Raw genomic sequence first — 15,852 nt, forward strand, 5'->3', positions numbered from 1 at the left:
GTGGCGGGCTCCGGGGGTGGTCGACGTCCTCGGCGGTGTTGGCGGGAGGCGCGGAGTCGGTGGCGGCCTCGGGGGGTGAACCGGGGGAGGGCGGCGCAGGCGCGGGGGAAGGTGTACGACCGTGAAGCGGCCGTATCGCTTGGTGCGCATGCGCATGCGCATCGCCTCTCGGATCACGGATCCCGGTGTCCGGCGGGAGTTCAGATATCGAGCAGGGCCGTCAGGGCGCCCACCGGGTCCGCGTCCGGGGTGCCCGTCGGCCACCAGTCGTCGGTGCCGGGGTCCGATTCGTAGGGGTACCAGCGGTCGTCGTGGCCCAGGCGGAGCTGGATGCCGCGTTCCGCGTCGCTCAGACGGTTGCGGTGGGGGCGCAGGCGGGGGAGGTCGGCGGCGGCGAGCGCGGGGCGGGCCCGGTCGAAGGGACCCGCCGGGGGGTCCCAGGGGGTTTCGAGGACGGACAGGCCGGTGAGGCCGCCCTGTTGCCAGGCGGCCACCGCGCGGGCGAGGTCGGTGGGGCCGCGGTCATGTGCCGAGGCCAGGGTGGCGTACAGCTTGCGGGTCGCGGCGGTCAGGCCCGAACCCGGCTGCCCGGCAGCCAGGCGGACCGCGTCCTGCCAGGGGGTGAGCGTGGCGATGGGGTCGGCCCCGGTGGTGAGGAGCGTGTGCGCGCGGGCCGCCGCGTCGGTGACGAGGAGGTCGAGGGACAGCGGGTCCGGGGCTCCCCGGGTGCCCGGGTACGCGCCCGAGGCGTGGCCGGGCTGCGGCGGTACGGGCAGCGGGCCCGGCAGCGGCGGGAGCGTGCGCGGGGTCAGGGCGGTGGTGGCCGGCACGCCGGGGAAGGGCGGCGGCGCGGGCTTCTCCCGGGCGGAGTGGGCGGCGTTGCGGCGGGCCAGGTCGTCGAGGAGCTCGCGCTCGGTCCGGCCCCGCACGAGCAGCAGCACGAAGGGGTCGGCGTCGAGGAGGCGGGCCGTCTCGTAGCAGAGGGCTGCCGCGTGCTTGCAGGGGTGGCCCCGGTCCGGGCACGAGCAGGAGGGGACCAGGTCTCCGGGGGCCGGCAGCAGGTCCACGCCCACCTCGGCCGCGGAATCCACCAGGGAGTGGGGCATGTCCTTGTCGAGCAGGGCCGCCATGTGGGCAGGATCGGCCGCCGCCATGGCGAGGAAACGGTCCCAGTCGTCGTCGGAGAGCGTGCGCAGGCGGATCTCCGTGCGGTACGGGCGCGGGCGGCTACCGCGTACGTACGTGATGATCCGACCCGGCGCCACACTGATCGCGCCGACGTTGCCCCCACTGGCATAGGCATGGCCACGGGCCAGGCGGGCCGCGTCGAGCGAGAGGGCTTCCAGGGCCTGGACCCACGCGTTGCCCCACCAACTGCTGCCGCCGGCACTGTCCCTGTCGCTCATGCCGGCCTCCGCAGTGCGACCAGGTCGGCCAGTTCCCGGTCGGTGAGCTCCGTGAGGGCCGCCTCCCCGCTGCCCAGGATCACGTCCGCCAACGCCCGCTTGGACGCGATCAGTTCGGCGATGCGGTCCTCCACCGTCCCCTCCGCGATCAGCCGGTGCACCTGCACCGGATGGGTCTGGCCGATGCGGTACGCGCGGTCCGTCGCCTGGTCCTCTACCGCCGGGTTCCACCATCGGTCGTAGTGGATGACGTGGGCGGCCCGCGTGAGGTTCAGACCGGTGCCCGCCGCCTTGAGGGAGAGCAGGAAGACGGGGATTTCGGCGGACTGGAAGCGGTCCACCATCTCCTCGCGCAGGGCGATGGGCGTTCCGCCGTGCAGCAGCTGGGACGGGACCGCGCGGGCCTTCAGGTGGTCGGCGAGCAGCCGGGCCATGGTCACGTACTGCGTGAAGATGAGGACGGACCCGCCCTCCGACAGGATCGTGTCGAGAAGTTCGTCGAGCAGTTCCAGCTTGCCGGAACGTCCGGTGAGGCGCCGCGTGTCCTCCTTCAGGTACTGCGCGGGGTGGTTGCAGATCTGCTTGAGGGAGGAGAGGAGCTTCATGACGAGACCTCGGCGCGCGATGCCCTCCGACTCCTCGATCGCCGCCATCGACTCGCGTACGGACGCCTCGTAGAGGGAGGCCTGTTCGCGGGTGAGCGAGACGGGGTGGTCGGTCTCCGTCTTGGGCGGCAGCTCCGGCACGATGCCCGGGTCGGACTTCTTGCGGCGCAGGAGGAAGGGGCGTACGAGACGGGCGAGCCGCTCGGCGGCCTCGTCGTCCTCGCCGCTCTCGACCAGGCGCGCGTGGCGGGCGCGGAAGGACTTGAGCGGGCCGAGCAGCCCCGGGGTGGTCCAGTCGAGGAGCGCCCACAGCTCGGAGAGGTTGTTCTCGACGGGCGTCCCGGTCAGGGCGATGCGCGCGGGGGCCGGGATGGTGCGCAGCGCCTTGGCGGTGGAGGAGTACGGGTTCTTGGCGTGCTGCGCCTCGTCGGCGACGACCATCCCCCAGGTGTGGGCGGCCAGTTCGGGCGCGCTGGTGCGCATGGTGCCGTACGTGGTGAGGATGAAGCCGGCGTCGCCCTCGGTCGTGTCGTCCAGCGCGCGGGCCGCGCCGTGGAAGCGGCGGACGGGGACGCCGGGCGCGAAGCGGGTGATCTCACGCTGCCAGTTGCCGAGGAGGGACGCGGGGCAGACGACGAGCGTGGGAGCGCTGCGGGCGCGGCGCAGGTGCAGGGCGATGACGGTGATCGTCTTGCCGAGGCCCATGTCGTCGGCGAGGCAGCCGCCGAGGCCCAGTGAGGTCATCCGGTCCAGCCACGCCAGGCCGTGCAGCTGGTAGTCGCGCAGGGTGGCGTCGAGCCCCGGTGGCTGGGCGACGAGGGTTCCCGTGCCGGCGGTGAGGCGGTCCCGGAGGGTGGCCAGGGCGCCCACGGGGACGGCTTCGACCTGCTCGCCGTCGACCTCGGCGCTGCCGGTGAGGGCCGCGGCCAGCGCGTCGACGGGCTGCAGCAGGCCCAGTTCCCGCTTGCGCGCCTTGCGTACGAGCGCCGGATCGACCACCACCCACTGGTCACGGAGCCGCACGATCGGGCGGTGCGCCTCCGCGAGCGCGTCCATGTCCGCCTCGCTGAGCGGCTCGCCGCCCACCGCGAGCTGCCAGCTGAAGGCGAAGAGCTCCTGCGCGTCGAAGAAGGGGGTGCCGTCGGTCGCCGACCCGGGCGCGGAGCGTACGACCGCGGTCGCCGTGAGCGTACGGGCCAGCTCCCGGGGCCAGTGGACCTCGACGCCCGCCGCGGCGAGCCGGGCCGCCGCCGGGCCCAACAGCTCGTACAACTCGTCTTCGGAAAGAGGCAGTACGTCGGGGACCGGGCGGTCGAGGAGGCGGCCCAGCGGCTCCCAGACGCGGGCCGCGCGGCGCAGCGCCAGCACCGCGTCGATGCGGGCGCGCGGGCCGAAGCCTTCGCTGCCGCCGCCGGACCAGAGGGCGGCGGCGTCGATGACGTGCGTGGGGTCGGCCAGGCTGTGCACCTGGACCAGCGCGGTGGCGGCCCGGCGCTTCGCGCCGCCGTCGCGGCCCGGCTCGCCGTCGCCCCGGCCTTCGTGCGTTCCTTCGTCCGGCGTCTCGTGCGCCGCGCTGTCGAAGAGCTCGAACGAGGACAGGTCGAGGCGCAGCGACACGCGCACCCCCGCGTCCATGCCGGCCGCGACCTCCGCCGCCCACTCCCGCAGGCCCGGCAGGTGCTGCGCGGCGCGTGCGGCGAAGGGCGCGCCCATCGCGTACGCCGCCGAGGGCGTCCGGGGCAGCGTGTCGACGACCGCGTCGAGGAAGGCCTTCACCAGGGCTTCGGGCTCGGGGAGCTGGAGGGGCGAACGTGCGGGCAGCGGGACGGCGTGCGCCTCGGGGGGCATGGCGGCGGCGATGGCGCGCACTTGCGCGATGTCGTCGGCGTCGAGCGGTCCGGCCCGCCAGGCGTCGTGGTCCGCGGGGGTGAGCCCGGGCAGCAGCCGGCCCCGCGCGGCGAGGTGCAGCGCGTGCAGCGCCGCCGCGCCCCAGCAGCGGGTGGCGGGGTGGGCGGCGGGGTCGTGGCGGGCGCGGGCCAGCAGGGGCAGGGCGTCGGCGAGGGACAGCAGGACGGCGGGCACGGTGCGGCGGCGTACGGCGGTGCCGCCCGCACCCTGGCGGCGTACGACGGTGATCTCCGAGGCGGCGCCGGGCGGCGTCCCGCCCTCGGGATCCCAGAGCGCGATCCTGCCGTCGCGCGGCAGCTCGGCGGGGAGGAAGACCGCGGCGCGGCGTCCCGTGTCCGTCATGCCTGCACCCCCGTCCGCGCTGGTCGCGTGTGGTCTCGGGCGCTCGTGGCGCCAGTGTCCCCGTCCACGTGCGAGTCTACGGGCGGGGTCTGACACTGCCCCCGGTTCGCGCCGCGACGGCCCACCGCCACAGCGCGAACGGTGGCGGGCCGGCCGCCGCCCGGCCCGTCGAGTCCCGTCCGCCGCCCTGCGCTCACGCGACGACCACGAGCAGGGCCGGCAGGACGAGCGGCGGCGCGAAGTTCTCCCCCCTCGGGCACCACGAGTCGGGTCACGACGCTCCGATCATCAGCGCGCCGAGAGCCAAGGCCCGACCATGGAGAGGACGGGGATCGGAATCAGCAGTGCGGTCCATGGGGCACGGCCTTCATCGGTGCGCTTCCGTCCCGCTTCTCGCGTGGCTCGCTCCTCTCGCGTGGCTGGCTACGCCCACCTTCGCGGGGTACAAGTAAACCGAAAGCGGGCATTCCGCAGTCCATGCGAGGGCGATTCGCCATGATCATGCGTACGGGGAGCGAACCCAAGACCGCGCGCAGTGCCCTGCGGCTCAGGCTCTGGCTGAGCTTGTGGGGCTTGCTGTGGACCGTGGGCGGGGCGCTCGCCTTCGCCGCGACCGGGCGCACCGGCTGGGCCGTCGCCTGCGGCTGCCTCGCCGTCGTCGTCGCCGCCGACCTGGTCGTCGTCGTACGCCACCTGCGCCAGGGCCCGCACTACCAGCCCGGCCGCGATGTCCCTCCGTACGATCCGCCGCACCCCTAGCCACCCGCCCGCCCCGGCGCGCCCCTGGACCCGCCCGTTCAGCCCGCGCCGCCGCAGCCGCTCACTTTGGCGCGTCGAATCGCGCCGCCTCCAGATACTCCGGCTTCGGGTCGAGCGCCGCCGCCAGTCTGAAATGCCGCTTCGCCCGATCCGACCGCAAGGCGCGCTCGTAGGTGCGCGCCAGGGCGAAATGAGCGAAGGCGTTGTCGGGCTCCCGCTCCAGCACCAGCTGGAATTCGAGCTCCGCCGAACGCAATTGCGCGGACGCGAAGAAGGCGCGCGCCCGCAGCAGCCGGGCCGCCGTATTCTCCGGGTGGGCGGCGATGACCGAATCCAGGAGCTTCACGGCTCCGCGCGGATCACGCGCGGCCAACAGGTGCTCCGCCGCGCGGTAGTCGATGATGTGGGTCTCCGGGCTGCTTTCGGGCACGCTGGCATCCTTCCGCTCGGCTCATTTCTTTCCAACCGCCCCGGCCGCATGCGCTATTCCGCCAGGAAGCCGGGCCGAGCCGCCGCGCCCCCGCACCGCTCTACCGCCGCACCGCCTGCCCCCACCGCCACCGCCGTACCACCCACTTCAGCCGGACCCGCAGGCCGGCCGGTCAGGAATTCGCGCGCTCGGCCAGTCCCTCCCACACCTTGCGCACCTGCGGTTCCAGCGCCTCCAGCGGCCCGTCGTTGTCGATCACCAGATCGGCGATCGCCAGCCGCTCCTCCCGGCTCGCCTGAGCCGCCATCCTGGCCCGCGCCTCGTCCTCGGTCATCCCGCGCAGCCGTACGAGCCGGTCCAGCTGCGTCGCCGGCGACGCGTCCACCACGACCACCAGGTCGTACAGCGGCGCGAGGGCGTTCTCGGTGAGCAGCGGTACGTCGTGGATCACGACGGCGTCGCCGCCCGCCGCGCCCTCCAGCTCCGCGGATCGCGCGCCCACCAGGGGGTGGACGATCGCGTTCAGCGTCGCCAGACGGGAGGCGTCCGCGAAGACGATCGAGCCGAGTTTCGGCCGGTCCAGGGTCCCGTCGGCCGCGAGCACGTCCTGTCCGAACGCCTCGACCACGGCCGCGAGCCCCGGCGTTGCGGGCTCGACGACCTCCCTCGCGATCTTGTCGGCGTCGATCAGGACGGCCCCGTACGAGACGAGCAGCCGCGACACTTCGCTCTTGCCGGCACCGATTCCGCCGGTCAGGCCCACTTTCAGCATGCGCGGAAGCCTAGACGAGGGGCTGGGAGCGGCCTAGACGTCGCCCTCCCGCTCCGCGAGAAAGCGTTCGAATTCGAGACCGATCTCGTCGGCCGACGGCAGATCGACCGGCTCGGCCACCAGATTGCCCCGCGTCGCCGCGCCGGCCACCGCGTCGTACTGGTGCTCAAGGCCCTGCACCAGCGAGACGAGCTCCTCGTCGCCCTCACCGACCTGCCGGTCGATCTCGTCCTGCGTGCGCCTGGCTTCCGTACGGAGCGAATGCGCGACGCCCGGCAGTACCAGTCCGGTAGCCGCCGTGATCGCCTCCAGGGCGGTCAACGCCGCGTCGGGGTACGACGACCGCGCCACGTAGTGCGGTACGTGAGCGGCGACGCCGAGCACGTCGTGCCCCGACTCCTCCAGCCGGAACTCGATGAGCGACTCGGCGCTGCCGGGCACCTGGGCCTCGTCGAAGGGGCTGCGGTGGCCCGGCATGAGGTCGGTCCTGTTGCCGTGCGGCGTGATGCCGACGGGGCGGGTGTGCGGGACGCCCATGGGGATGCCGTGGAAGTTCACCGAGAGGCGCACACCGAGCCGCTCGACGATCTGCTGTACGGCGAGGGCGAACCGTTCCCATTCGACATCCGGCTCGGGTCCCGAGAGCAGCAGGAACGGCGCTCCGGTCGCGTCCTGGACGAGCCGGACGTCGATCTCGGGCGCCTCGTACTCGGACCACCTGTCGCGCCGGAACGTCAGAAGCGGGCGGCGGGCGCGGTAGTCCACCAGCCTGTCGTGGTCGAACCGTGCCACTACCTGGTGCGGCAGCGTGTCCAGCAGCTTTCCGACGATCTGCTCGCCGGTCTCACCCGCGTCGATGTAGCCGTCGAAGTGGTAGAGCATGACCAGTCCGGCCGATTCCTGCGCGAGCGCCATGTCGACGACGGCGAGGCCCTTCGGCTCCCACTCATACAAATCCTGCGGATCAAGCACGATTACCGCTCCTCCTCGTGTTCACAGGGGAGAACGTGCCGTGGGGCGAGGGCATTCCCGGTCCGCGCGCCTTCCGTGATCATGCGCCGTGCCGCGGGCATGAGTAAGGCCCGCCCCCCAGGGGGAGCGGGCCTTACTTTCAGCCGGTTACCAGCTGGTGGTCAGAGCGTCAGCTCTGGCCGCCCGCCAGCTTCTCGCGCAGCGCGGCCAGGGCCTCGTCCGACGCCAGGGCGCCGGAGTTGTCCGCCGACTCCGAGGAGTAGGAGCCGCCACCGCTGCCGCCGGAGGCAGCCGGGGCGCCGGCGGCCGGGGCGGCAGCGCCCTCGGCAGCAGCGGCCTCGTCGGCCTCGCGGGACTTGATGACCTGGGCCTGGTGCTGCTCGAAGCGCTGCTGCGCCTCGGCGTACTGGCCCTCCCACGCCTCGCGCTGGGTCTCGAAGCCCTCGAGCCAGTCGTTGGTCTCGGGGTCGAAGCCCTCGGGGTAGATGTAGTTGCCCTGGTCGTCGTACGACGCGGCCATGCCGTACAGCGTCGGGTCGAACTCGACCGAGGCCGGGTCGGAACCGAAGGACTCGTTGGCCTGCTTCAGCGAGAGGCTGATGCGACGACGCTCGAGGTCGATGTCGATGACCTTGACGAAGATCTCGTCGTTGACCTGGACGACCTGCTCCGGGATCTCCACGTGGCGCTCGGCCAGCTCGGAGATGTGGACCAGACCCTCGATGCCCTCGTCGACGCGGACGAACGCACCGAACGGAACGAGCTTCGTGACCTTACCGGGAACAACCTGCCCGATCTGGTGCGTACGGGCGAACTGCTGCCACGGGTCTTCCTGCGTCGCCTTGAGCGACAGCGAGACGCGCTCGCGGTCCATGTCGACGTCGAGGACCTCGACGGTGACTTCCTGGCCGACCTCGACAACCTCGGAGGGGTGGTCGATGTGCTTCCAGGAGAGCTCGGAGACGTGCACGAGACCGTCGACGCCGCCGAGGTCCACGAACGCACCGAAGTTGACGATCGAGGAAACGACGCCGGAGCGGACCTGGCCCTTCTGCAGGGTCGTGAGGAAGGTCTGACGGACCTCGCTCTGGGTCTGCTCGAGCCAGGCACGGCGGGACAGGACCACGTTGTTGCGGTTCTTGTCCAGCTCGATGATCTTGGCCTCGAGCTCCTTGCCCACGTAGGGCTGGAGGTCGCGGACACGGCGCATCTCGACGAGGGAAGCCGGCAGGAAGCCACGGAGGCCGATGTCGAGGATGAGACCACCCTTGACCACCTCGATGACGGTGCCGGTGACGATGCCGTCCTCTTCCTTGATCTTCTCGATCGTGCCCCAGGCGCGCTCGTACTGTGCGCGCTTCTTGGACAGGATGAGGCGACCTTCCTTGTCCTCCTTCTGGAGAACAAGGGCTTCGATCTCGTCGCCGACCTTGACGACCTCATTGGGGTCGACGTCGTGCTTGATCGAGAGCTCGCGGGAAGGGATGACGCCTTCGGTCTTGTAACCGATGTCGAGAAGAACCTCGTCCCGGTCGACCTTCACGATGACGCCGTCAACGATGTCGCCGTCGTTGAAGTACTTGATCGTCTCGTCGATCGCGGCGAGGAATGCTTCCTCGTCACCGATGTCGTTGACCGCTACCTGCGGGGTGGTGGTGGCGGTGGTCTCGGTGCTGCTCGTCATGTGGGTAAGGGCTCCGGTACGGACAGTAAGTCGTAGGTACAGCTACGCCGGGAGCCCGTATCGGCACCTGCTGAAGCCGAGCAGCCTAGGAGGCGCGATTCCGGGGAACGGAAGCGCCTCGACAACCGAGGGGACATACAACCGGTGCAAGCGCAGCCTGCTCTGTCTGAGGTGCGCAGGCTCGCAGCGCAACTTGTAGCATACGGGGGCAGCCGGGCAGGGTCAATGCGCGAAGGCGCACACCCGGGGCGGAACCTCGCATACCCGGCACAATCAAAGTTCGGCGAGGCCACAACGGCCGCGCCGCACGCTGCGACCACAGGTTCGAGCGGAGCCTACGCAGACGAGACAGACGGGCGCAATGAGCCAGAGCAAAGACACCAGCGGCCCTGAGGAAGCGTTCGAGGCCCTCGACAGCTGGGTCCCGGACGACGGGTCCGGCGGGGACGATGGCGAGGCGACCCGCCGCGAAGCCGGCGAGGCGGAGAGCAGCAGGGCGAGCCGCGGGTGGTGGGACCGGAACGCGGACGAGTACCAGAGCGAGCACGGAGCGTTCCTCGGTGACGACCGTTTCGTGTGGGGCCCGGAGGGACTGGACGAGGCGGAGGCCGGCCTGCTGGGCACGGCGCAGTCCCTGAAGGGGCTCGACGTTCTGGAGATCGGCGCGGGCGCCGCGCAGTGCTCGCGCTGGCTCGCCGCGCAGGGCGCGCGTCCGGTCGCCCTGGACCTCTCGCACCGGCAGCTCCAGCACGCGCTGCGCATCGGGGGTGACGTCCCCCTGGTCCAGGCCGACGCGGGAACGCTCCCCTTCAAGGACGCGTCCTTCGACCTCGCGTGCTCGGCGTACGGAGCGGTGCCGTTCGTCGCCGATCCGGCGGAGGTCTTCCGCGAGGTACGGCGTGTCCTTCGGCCCGGCGGGCGCTGGGTCTTCTCCGTCACGCATCCCGTCCGCTGGGCCTTCCCCGACGAGCCCGGCCCCGAGGGACTGTCCGTCGCCGCCTCCTATTTCGACCGCACCCCCTACGTCGAACAGGACGAGCGGGGGAACGCGGTCTACGTGGAGCACCACAGGACGATCGGCGACCGCGTACGGGACGTGGTGGCCGGGGGCTTTCGCCTGGTCGACCTCGTCGAGCCGGAGTGGCCCTCCTGGAACACGCAGGAGTGGGGCGGCTGGTCCCCGTTGCGCGGCAATCTGATCCCGGGAACGGCGATTTTCGTCTGCGTACGGGACTAGGGGCGTGATCCGCGCCGACGCCCTCGGGCAGCTTCCCGTACGTACCGCCGTGCCCGCCCTGGAGCGGGCTCTGGACGCGCACGGGAGCGCCGTGCTGTGCGCGCCGCCGGGGACGGGCAAGACGACGCTGGTGCCCCTCGTGCTGGCCGGGCTGCTCGACGAGGGGCGGCCCGTGCGCAGAGTGGTCGTCGCGGAGCCGCGGCGCATCGCCGCGCGGGCCGCGGCCCGGCGCATGGCGTGGCTGCTGGGCGAGCGCGTCGGGGAGCGCGTGGGCTTCACCGTGCGCGGGGAGCGCGTGGTGGGGCGCGACACGGTGGTGGAGGTGGTGACCACCGGCGTGCTGCTCCAGCGTCTGCAGCGGGACCAGGAGCTCGCCGGCGTCGACGTGGTCGTCCTCGACGAGTGCCACGAGCGGCACCTGGACGCGGACACCGTCGCCGCGTTCCTCCTCGACGTACGGTCCGCCCTCCGGCCGGAGCTGCGGCTCCTCGCCGCCTCGGCCACGACGGACGCCGAGGGGTGGGCGCGGCTGCTGGGCGACGCGCCGGTGATCGAGGCCGAGGGCGTCTCGCACCCCGTGGAGACGGTCTGGGCGCCGCCCGCCGGCCCGGTGCGGCCGCCGCACGGCATGCGCGTCGATCCGGCCCTGCTGACGCATGTGGCGTCCGTGGTGCGCAGGGCGCTCGCCGAGCGGGAGGGCGATGTGCTGTGCTTCCTGCCGGGCGTGGGCGAGATCGCCCGCGTGGCGGGGCAGTTGTCCGCAGTGGGCGCCGAGGTGCTCCAGGTGCACGGGCGGGCGCCGGCGGCGGTGCAGGACGCGGTGCTGGCGGGCTCGGCCGGTGGGCGCAGGGTGGTCCTGGCGACGTCGGTCGCGGAGTCGAGCCTGACCGTGCCGGGGGTACGGGTCGTGGTGGACTGCGGGCTCGCGCGTGAGCCCCGTACCGACCATGCCCGGGGGCTGAGCGCGCTGACGACCGTACGAGCCTCGCAGGCGGCCTCCCGGCAGCGGGCTGGGCGGGCCGGCCGGGAGGCGCCCGGCGCGGTCTACCGGTGCTGGGATCCGGCCGAGGACGTACGGCTGCCGCGCTTCCCCTCCCCCGAGATCAGGGTCGCGGACCTGACGGCGTTCGCCCTCCAGGCGGCGTGCTGGGGCGACCCCGACGCGAGCGGTCTCGCTCTGCTGGATCCGCCGCCGGCCGGTGCGATGGCGGCGGCCCGTACGGTCCTGACGGCGATCGGGGCCGTCCACGCGTCCGGCCGGCCGACGGAGCGGGGCGCACGGATGGCGCGCCTCGGCCTGCACCCGCGGCTCGCGCGGGCGCTCCTGGACGGCGCGCGCGAGGTCGGCACCCGCCGCGCGGCGGAGGTGGTCGCCCTGCTGAGCGAGGAACCTCCGAGGGAGTACGGCGACGACCTGGCCGCGGCCTGGCGCGCGGCCCGTCGCGGGAACGACGCGTACGGAGCGCGCTGGCGCCAGGAGGCGCGGCGCCTGGCGTCGGCCGCGGGCGCGTCGGGCAGCGAGGGCGCCGGGGGCGGCGACGACGCCGTCGCGGGGCTGGTGGCCGCCTTCGCGTTCCCCGAGCGGGTCGCGAGGCGCCGCGCGGAGGGCACCTTCCTCATGGCGTCCGGCACCGGGGCGGAACTCGCCGACGGGTCGCGGCTGCGCAGTGCGCCGTGGCTGGCGGTCGCGGTCGCCGACCGCCCCGTCCACACGGCCTCCGCGCGCGTGCGCCTCGCCGCGGTCATCGACGAGGACACCGCGCGCCTGGCCGCAGAGCACCTGCTCGTCGCGGGTGAGGAGGTGCGCTGGGAGGGCGGGGACGTCGTCGCGCGGCACGTGCGGCGCCTCGGCGCGGTCGAGCTGACCGTACGGACGCTCACGAAGCCGGATCCACGACGTGTACGGGAAGCGCTGCTCGACGGTCTGCGGCGCGAGGGCCTCGGGCTGCTCCGCTGGACGCGTGACGCGCGGGCCCTGCGGGAGCGCCTCGCCTTCCTGCACCGGGTACTGGGCTCGCCCTGGCCCGACGTGTCCGACGCGGCGCTGACGGACCGTACCGACGCGTGGCTCGAGCCGGAACTCTCCCGGGCCCGCAGGCGGGCCGACCTCGGCCGGATCGAGGCGGGCCAGGCGCTGAACCGGCTGCTCCCGTGGGCGACCGGTGAGGCGGCGCGGCTGGCGGAGCTGGCGCCGGAGCGGATCGAGGTGCCGAGCGGGTCACGGGTCCGGGTGGAGTACGGCGGGGAGCAGCCCGTACTGGCGGTGAAGCTCCAGGAGATGTTCGGGCTGGCCGAGACGCCGCGCGTGGCCGGGGTGCCGGTGCTGGTGCACCTGCTGTCCCCGGCGGGGCGGCCGGCTGCCGTCACCGCCGATCTGGCGTCCTTCTGGCGTGACGGGTACCGGGGAGTGCGGGCGGAGCTGCGCGGCCGCTACCCGAAGCACCCGTGGCCGCAGGATCCGGCGGCGGCCGCCGCGACGAAGTACACGAAGGCGCGTCTCGAACGGGGCTGAGGAGGGCGGCCGTTCCGTCAGGCGCTGACGGGCTCCGGTCGCGGTGCCGCGTCCTCGGCGGGGTCCCCGGGTCCGCGTCCTCGCGCCTCCAGGTACAGGGCCAGCGCGAGCAGGGAGCCGCCGAGGATCAGGAAGCCCCAGGGGAGGTACGAGGTGAGCATGAGCACCGCGGTGCGGTTCGTCTTCACCAGCTCGACGGTGGAGTCGATGTAGTCCTCGCGCATCTTCACGTGACCGGCGAAAGCGGTGACCTTGTCGCGGCCGCCCAGGAGGCTGCCGCCGCGCAGTTCCTCCCGGTGGATCTCCTCGCCGTTCACGGGAGCGCCCGTGACGGGGTCGACCCAGAACATCCGACGGGTGGTGTACCAGCGGGTCGTACCGGTCTGCTGTTCCAGCTTCGTCGCGTCGATCCCCGGCATGGGCATCTTCCTGGGGTACTTCACCTTGGTCCACGGGACGGTCTGCTCGAAGTAGTAGACGTCCATGCCGCGGAACGTCCGTTCGCCCTCGTAGTGGATGGGTGCGGAGGTGCGGGTCTGCGCGTCGAAGTACGCGTAGTCGCGCTTCTCCGTGAGGAAGGGCCACTTGAACTCGATGCCCTCGCGTCTGACGGGGTCGCCGTCGACCATCTCCCCGGTGGCGTGCACGGGGTCCTGGCTGTGGGCGTCGAAGATGTAGCGCTCGGGAATGGCCGAGACCATCTTGCCGTCGGGACCCTGGACGTACGAGAGGGAGTCCCAGACGACCACGTCGCGGCCGGCGCTCCGCTCGATCTTCTCGGACTCCTCGACGTTGCCCTTGAGGGTCTGGACGATGGTGACCTTGTCGACCTTCTTCGCCTTCATGGAGCCGTACTCCAGGAGCGTCGCGGGTTTCGCCTCCAGCACCATCTCCTGGTACTGGCCGGCCGGGATCTTGGCGAGGCGCGGGAAGGCGTACCAGCGCAGGAGCGGCGACAGGGCGGTGAAGAAGACGGCGAGGGCGAGCAGGACCAGGCTGGCTTTACGGCGCACGGCGGGAGCCCCTCTACTTCTTCGGCCCGGGAACGGTCGTCAGCAGGGGCTTGGGCGAGGTCTCCCCCGGCGGCGAGCCGACGGCCGTGAGGGCGAGGACGAGCGCGAGGGCGGCGGCCAGCCCGACGGCGGCGGCGACGAGAGCACGCATGCCCGGCCTCCCAGGATCTGATGCTGCATCAGGTGGTGGGGAGGGGCACCGTAGCAATGAGGCCGTGAGATGAGAACACGTCGGACCGGTCCGCCACCGGCGCACATGCCGCTGCCCCGGCCGGAACGGTGTCCGGGCGGGGCAGCGGCGACGGGTCCTGGGATACGGCCCCTTACGCGGTGGGCGTGGCGGGGGACGGCGCCGAGGGGGTGGTGGACGGCTCGGCGGGCGGCGCGGTGGTGGCCGCCGTGACGGTCAGTTCGACGACGAGGACCACGCCGTCGGCGGTCGTCAGCCGCAGCTTGTACGTTCCCGCGTTGCCGTCCGTGTGGATCACGGGAAGCTTCAGCAGGCCGTCGGCGCCGGTCTTGAGAGCGGTCAGGGTACGGACCGCCTTGCCGTCGGCGTCCTCGAAGTACGGGCCCTTGTCGTTCTGGACGGGCTTGTCGGCGTCGCCCGTGATCATCGTCGCGGTCACGCCGACACCTGCCGCCGCTTTGCCCTTGTACGTCGCCTTCACCTCGACGGCGTCGGCGAACGAGCCGCCGGCCTGGGCCGTCAGCTCCTTGTCCGACGTACGGACCAGCGCGTCGGACCGCGGCGCGGGCGCCGGCTTGGCCTTGACGGTGGCGGCGAAGTCGGCGGTGGGCGCGGCGGCGCCGAGCGCCTTGGCGTGCACCACGAAGCTGCCGGGGCGGCCGCCCGCGCCGAGCACCGGGGCGGTGGCGATGCCGTCGACGCCGGTGGTGACGACGGCGCGGGTCGCGGCGCCCGGGAAGCGCGCCGCCGTGTCGCCGACGATCTGGAACTGGACCTTGGCGCCCGGCACGGCCTTGCCCGCGGCGGTCTTGGCGCGTACCCGCAGCCGGTCGGAGAACCTCTCCCCCTCGGTCGCGGTCACGCTCGCGCTGCCGAGCCGCTCCAGGGCGGCGACGGGCGCCGGGGCGGGGTCGGTGGGCGGCTTGGCGGGCGGAGGCGTCGTGGGCGGCTTGGCCGGGGGCGTCGTCGGCGGCTTGGCCGGGGGGGTGGTGTCGTCGTCCGGCTTGCCGGACCCGGGCTTGCCCGGGGTCGACGGCCCGCTCGACGGCGGGGTCGTGGCGCCGCGACCACCGGGGCGGTCGCCGGCGCTGCCGCCGACGTGGCTGTCCGGGCCGGTGGTGACGGGCAGTACTCCGGTCCCGTCCGGCACCTCGTGGTTGCCGCGCCGGTAGTAGTCGAACCACGACATGACCGTCCGCAGGTACTCGCGCGAGCGGTTGTAGCCGAGGATCGCCTGGTCGAGGTCGTCCTGCTGGGAGAGGTCGCGGTCGTGGGCACAGAGGTAGCGCCCCGCGGCGAGCGCGGCGTCGTAGATGTTGTTCGGGTCCTTGCGGCCGTCGGCGTTGCCGTCCTGGCCCCAGGTCGCCCAGGTGGACGGGATGAACTGCATCGGGCCGACCGCGCGGTCGTGCGTCGCGTCGCCGTCGTACGCGCCGTCGTCGGTGTCGGAGATGTTGGCGAAGCCGACGCCGTTGAGCTGCGGGCCGAGGATGGGCGTCAGCGTCGTGCCGTTGGCGTTGACCCGCCCGCCGCGCGCCTGGCCCGACTCCACCTTGCCGATGGCGGCGAGCAGCTGCCACGGGAGACGGCAGCCGGGCTGCGAGGCCCTGACGGTGTTCTCCGCCCGCTTGTAGGCGGCCAGGACGGTGGCGGGTATGCCGGCCTCCGCCGGACCGGCCACCACGGGGAGGTCGATCGAAGTGCCCGGCGTGTTCGGCCGGTTGGGCGTGTTCAGTGGCGGAAGGTCCGTGAAGTACGGCGAGTTGCCCGTCACCGCGGTGCCGGGCGGGTCGGTCGCCTCCGCGGCTCTCTCGCCGCCGGGCAAGGACGTGCTGCCCGGCGCCTCGGAGGCCGAGAGTGCTGCTACGACGAGCGCTGCCACCGTGGTGGCCGTTGCCCCTTTGCGCAGCCTGCGACCGAATTGTGCTGCCATACGTCTGGCCCCTCCCGTCAACGGCTGTCCGCGCTCCCCAGCGCCAGGACTCAGGCGACACTACGACAACTCACGACGGTGGGACACCG

At 72.9% G+C, this 15,852-nt stretch carries 12 protein-coding genes; 3 read left to right on the plus strand and 9 right to left on the minus strand.

Annotation, left to right across the window (positions count from 1 at the left end; translation table 11 throughout):
• Positions 1–200: 200 nt before the first annotated feature.
• On the minus strand, positions 201–1,406 hold the full coding sequence (locus IE185_RS01150; RefSeq protein ID WP_189714424.1) for an SWIM zinc finger family protein: 1,206 nt from the start codon (positions 1,404–1,406) through the stop codon (positions 201–203).
• Complete coding sequence (locus IE185_RS01155) at positions 1,403–4,261, minus strand: SCO1167/SCO6262 family helicase (protein ID WP_189714426.1); 2,859 nt, start codon at positions 4,259–4,261, stop codon at positions 1,403–1,405. Before IE185_RS01155 ends, IE185_RS01150 begins: the two co-directional genes overlap by 4 nt.
• Positions 4,262–4,738: 477 nt before the next feature.
• On the opposite strand from IE185_RS01155, the gene IE185_RS01160 reads away from it, so the two are divergent.
• Entirely contained in the window at positions 4,739–5,020 is a 282-nt protein-coding gene (locus IE185_RS01160; RefSeq protein WP_229843302.1) for a DUF6343 family protein, read from the plus strand.
• A gap of 61 nt (positions 5,021–5,081) precedes the next feature.
• Here the strand turns inward: IE185_RS01160 and IE185_RS01165 are convergent, their stop codons facing one another.
• The 4 genes from IE185_RS01165 to rpsA all read right to left on the minus strand — a co-directional run bounded on the left by IE185_RS01165 (position 5,082) and on the right by rpsA (position 8,878).
• A complete protein-coding gene (locus IE185_RS01165) occupies positions 5,082–5,450 on the minus strand; it encodes a tetratricopeptide repeat protein (RefSeq protein WP_138899769.1) in 369 nt (122 codons plus the stop codon).
• A gap of 172 nt (positions 5,451–5,622) precedes the next feature.
• Positions 5,623–6,222, minus strand: a complete 600-nt coding sequence (gene coaE, locus IE185_RS01170) for a dephospho-CoA kinase (protein WP_138897150.1) — start codon at positions 6,220–6,222, stop codon at positions 5,623–5,625.
• 33 nt (positions 6,223–6,255) lie between these two features.
• Positions 6,256–7,137, minus strand: a complete 882-nt coding sequence (locus IE185_RS01175; protein WP_373303684.1) for a PAC2 family protein — start codon at positions 7,135–7,137, stop codon at positions 6,256–6,258.
• Positions 7,138–7,363: 226 nt separating this feature from the next.
• On the minus strand, positions 7,364–8,878 hold the full coding sequence (gene rpsA, locus IE185_RS01180) for a 30S ribosomal protein S1 (protein ID WP_138897152.1): 1,515 nt from the start codon (positions 8,876–8,878) through the stop codon (positions 7,364–7,366).
• 361 nt (positions 8,879–9,239) lie between these two features.
• On the opposite strand from rpsA, the gene IE185_RS01185 reads away from it, so the two are divergent.
• Positions 9,240–10,115 carry a class I SAM-dependent methyltransferase gene (locus IE185_RS01185; protein ID WP_229843303.1) on the plus strand — a complete coding sequence of 292 codons (876 nt, stop codon included), beginning with the start codon at positions 9,240–9,242 and terminating at the stop codon, positions 10,113–10,115.
• Between the two features lie 4 nt (positions 10,116–10,119).
• Positions 10,120–12,627 carry an ATP-dependent helicase HrpB gene (gene hrpB / locus IE185_RS01190; RefSeq protein WP_138897153.1) on the plus strand — a complete coding sequence of 836 codons (2,508 nt, stop codon included), beginning with the start codon at positions 10,120–10,122 and terminating at the stop codon, positions 12,625–12,627.
• A 17-nt stretch (positions 12,628–12,644) separates the two neighbouring features.
• Here hrpB and pgfA read toward each other — a convergent pair whose 3' ends face one another.
• From pgfA to IE185_RS01205, 3 genes are all read right to left on the minus strand, one after another.
• The gene (gene pgfA / locus IE185_RS01195; protein ID WP_138897154.1) at positions 12,645–13,640 is read right to left on the minus strand and encodes a cell envelope lipid trafficking protein PgfA; all 996 of its coding nucleotides are present in this window, start codon (positions 13,638–13,640) and stop codon (positions 12,645–12,647) included.
• A 13-nt stretch (positions 13,641–13,653) separates the two neighbouring features.
• Positions 13,654–13,791, minus strand: a complete 138-nt coding sequence (locus tag IE185_RS01200; protein WP_138897155.1) for an SPW_0924 family protein — start codon at positions 13,789–13,791, stop codon at positions 13,654–13,656.
• A 172-nt stretch (positions 13,792–13,963) separates the two neighbouring features.
• Positions 13,964–15,763, minus strand: a complete 1,800-nt coding sequence (locus tag IE185_RS01205; protein ID WP_189714428.1) for a lytic transglycosylase domain-containing protein — start codon at positions 15,761–15,763, stop codon at positions 13,964–13,966.
• Positions 15,764–15,852: the final 89 nt, after the last annotated feature.

The organism is Streptomyces chryseus (assembly GCF_014650755.1).
In the GTDB taxonomy this organism is placed as follows: Bacteria; Actinomycetota; Actinomycetes; order Streptomycetales; family Streptomycetaceae; genus Streptomyces; species Streptomyces chryseus.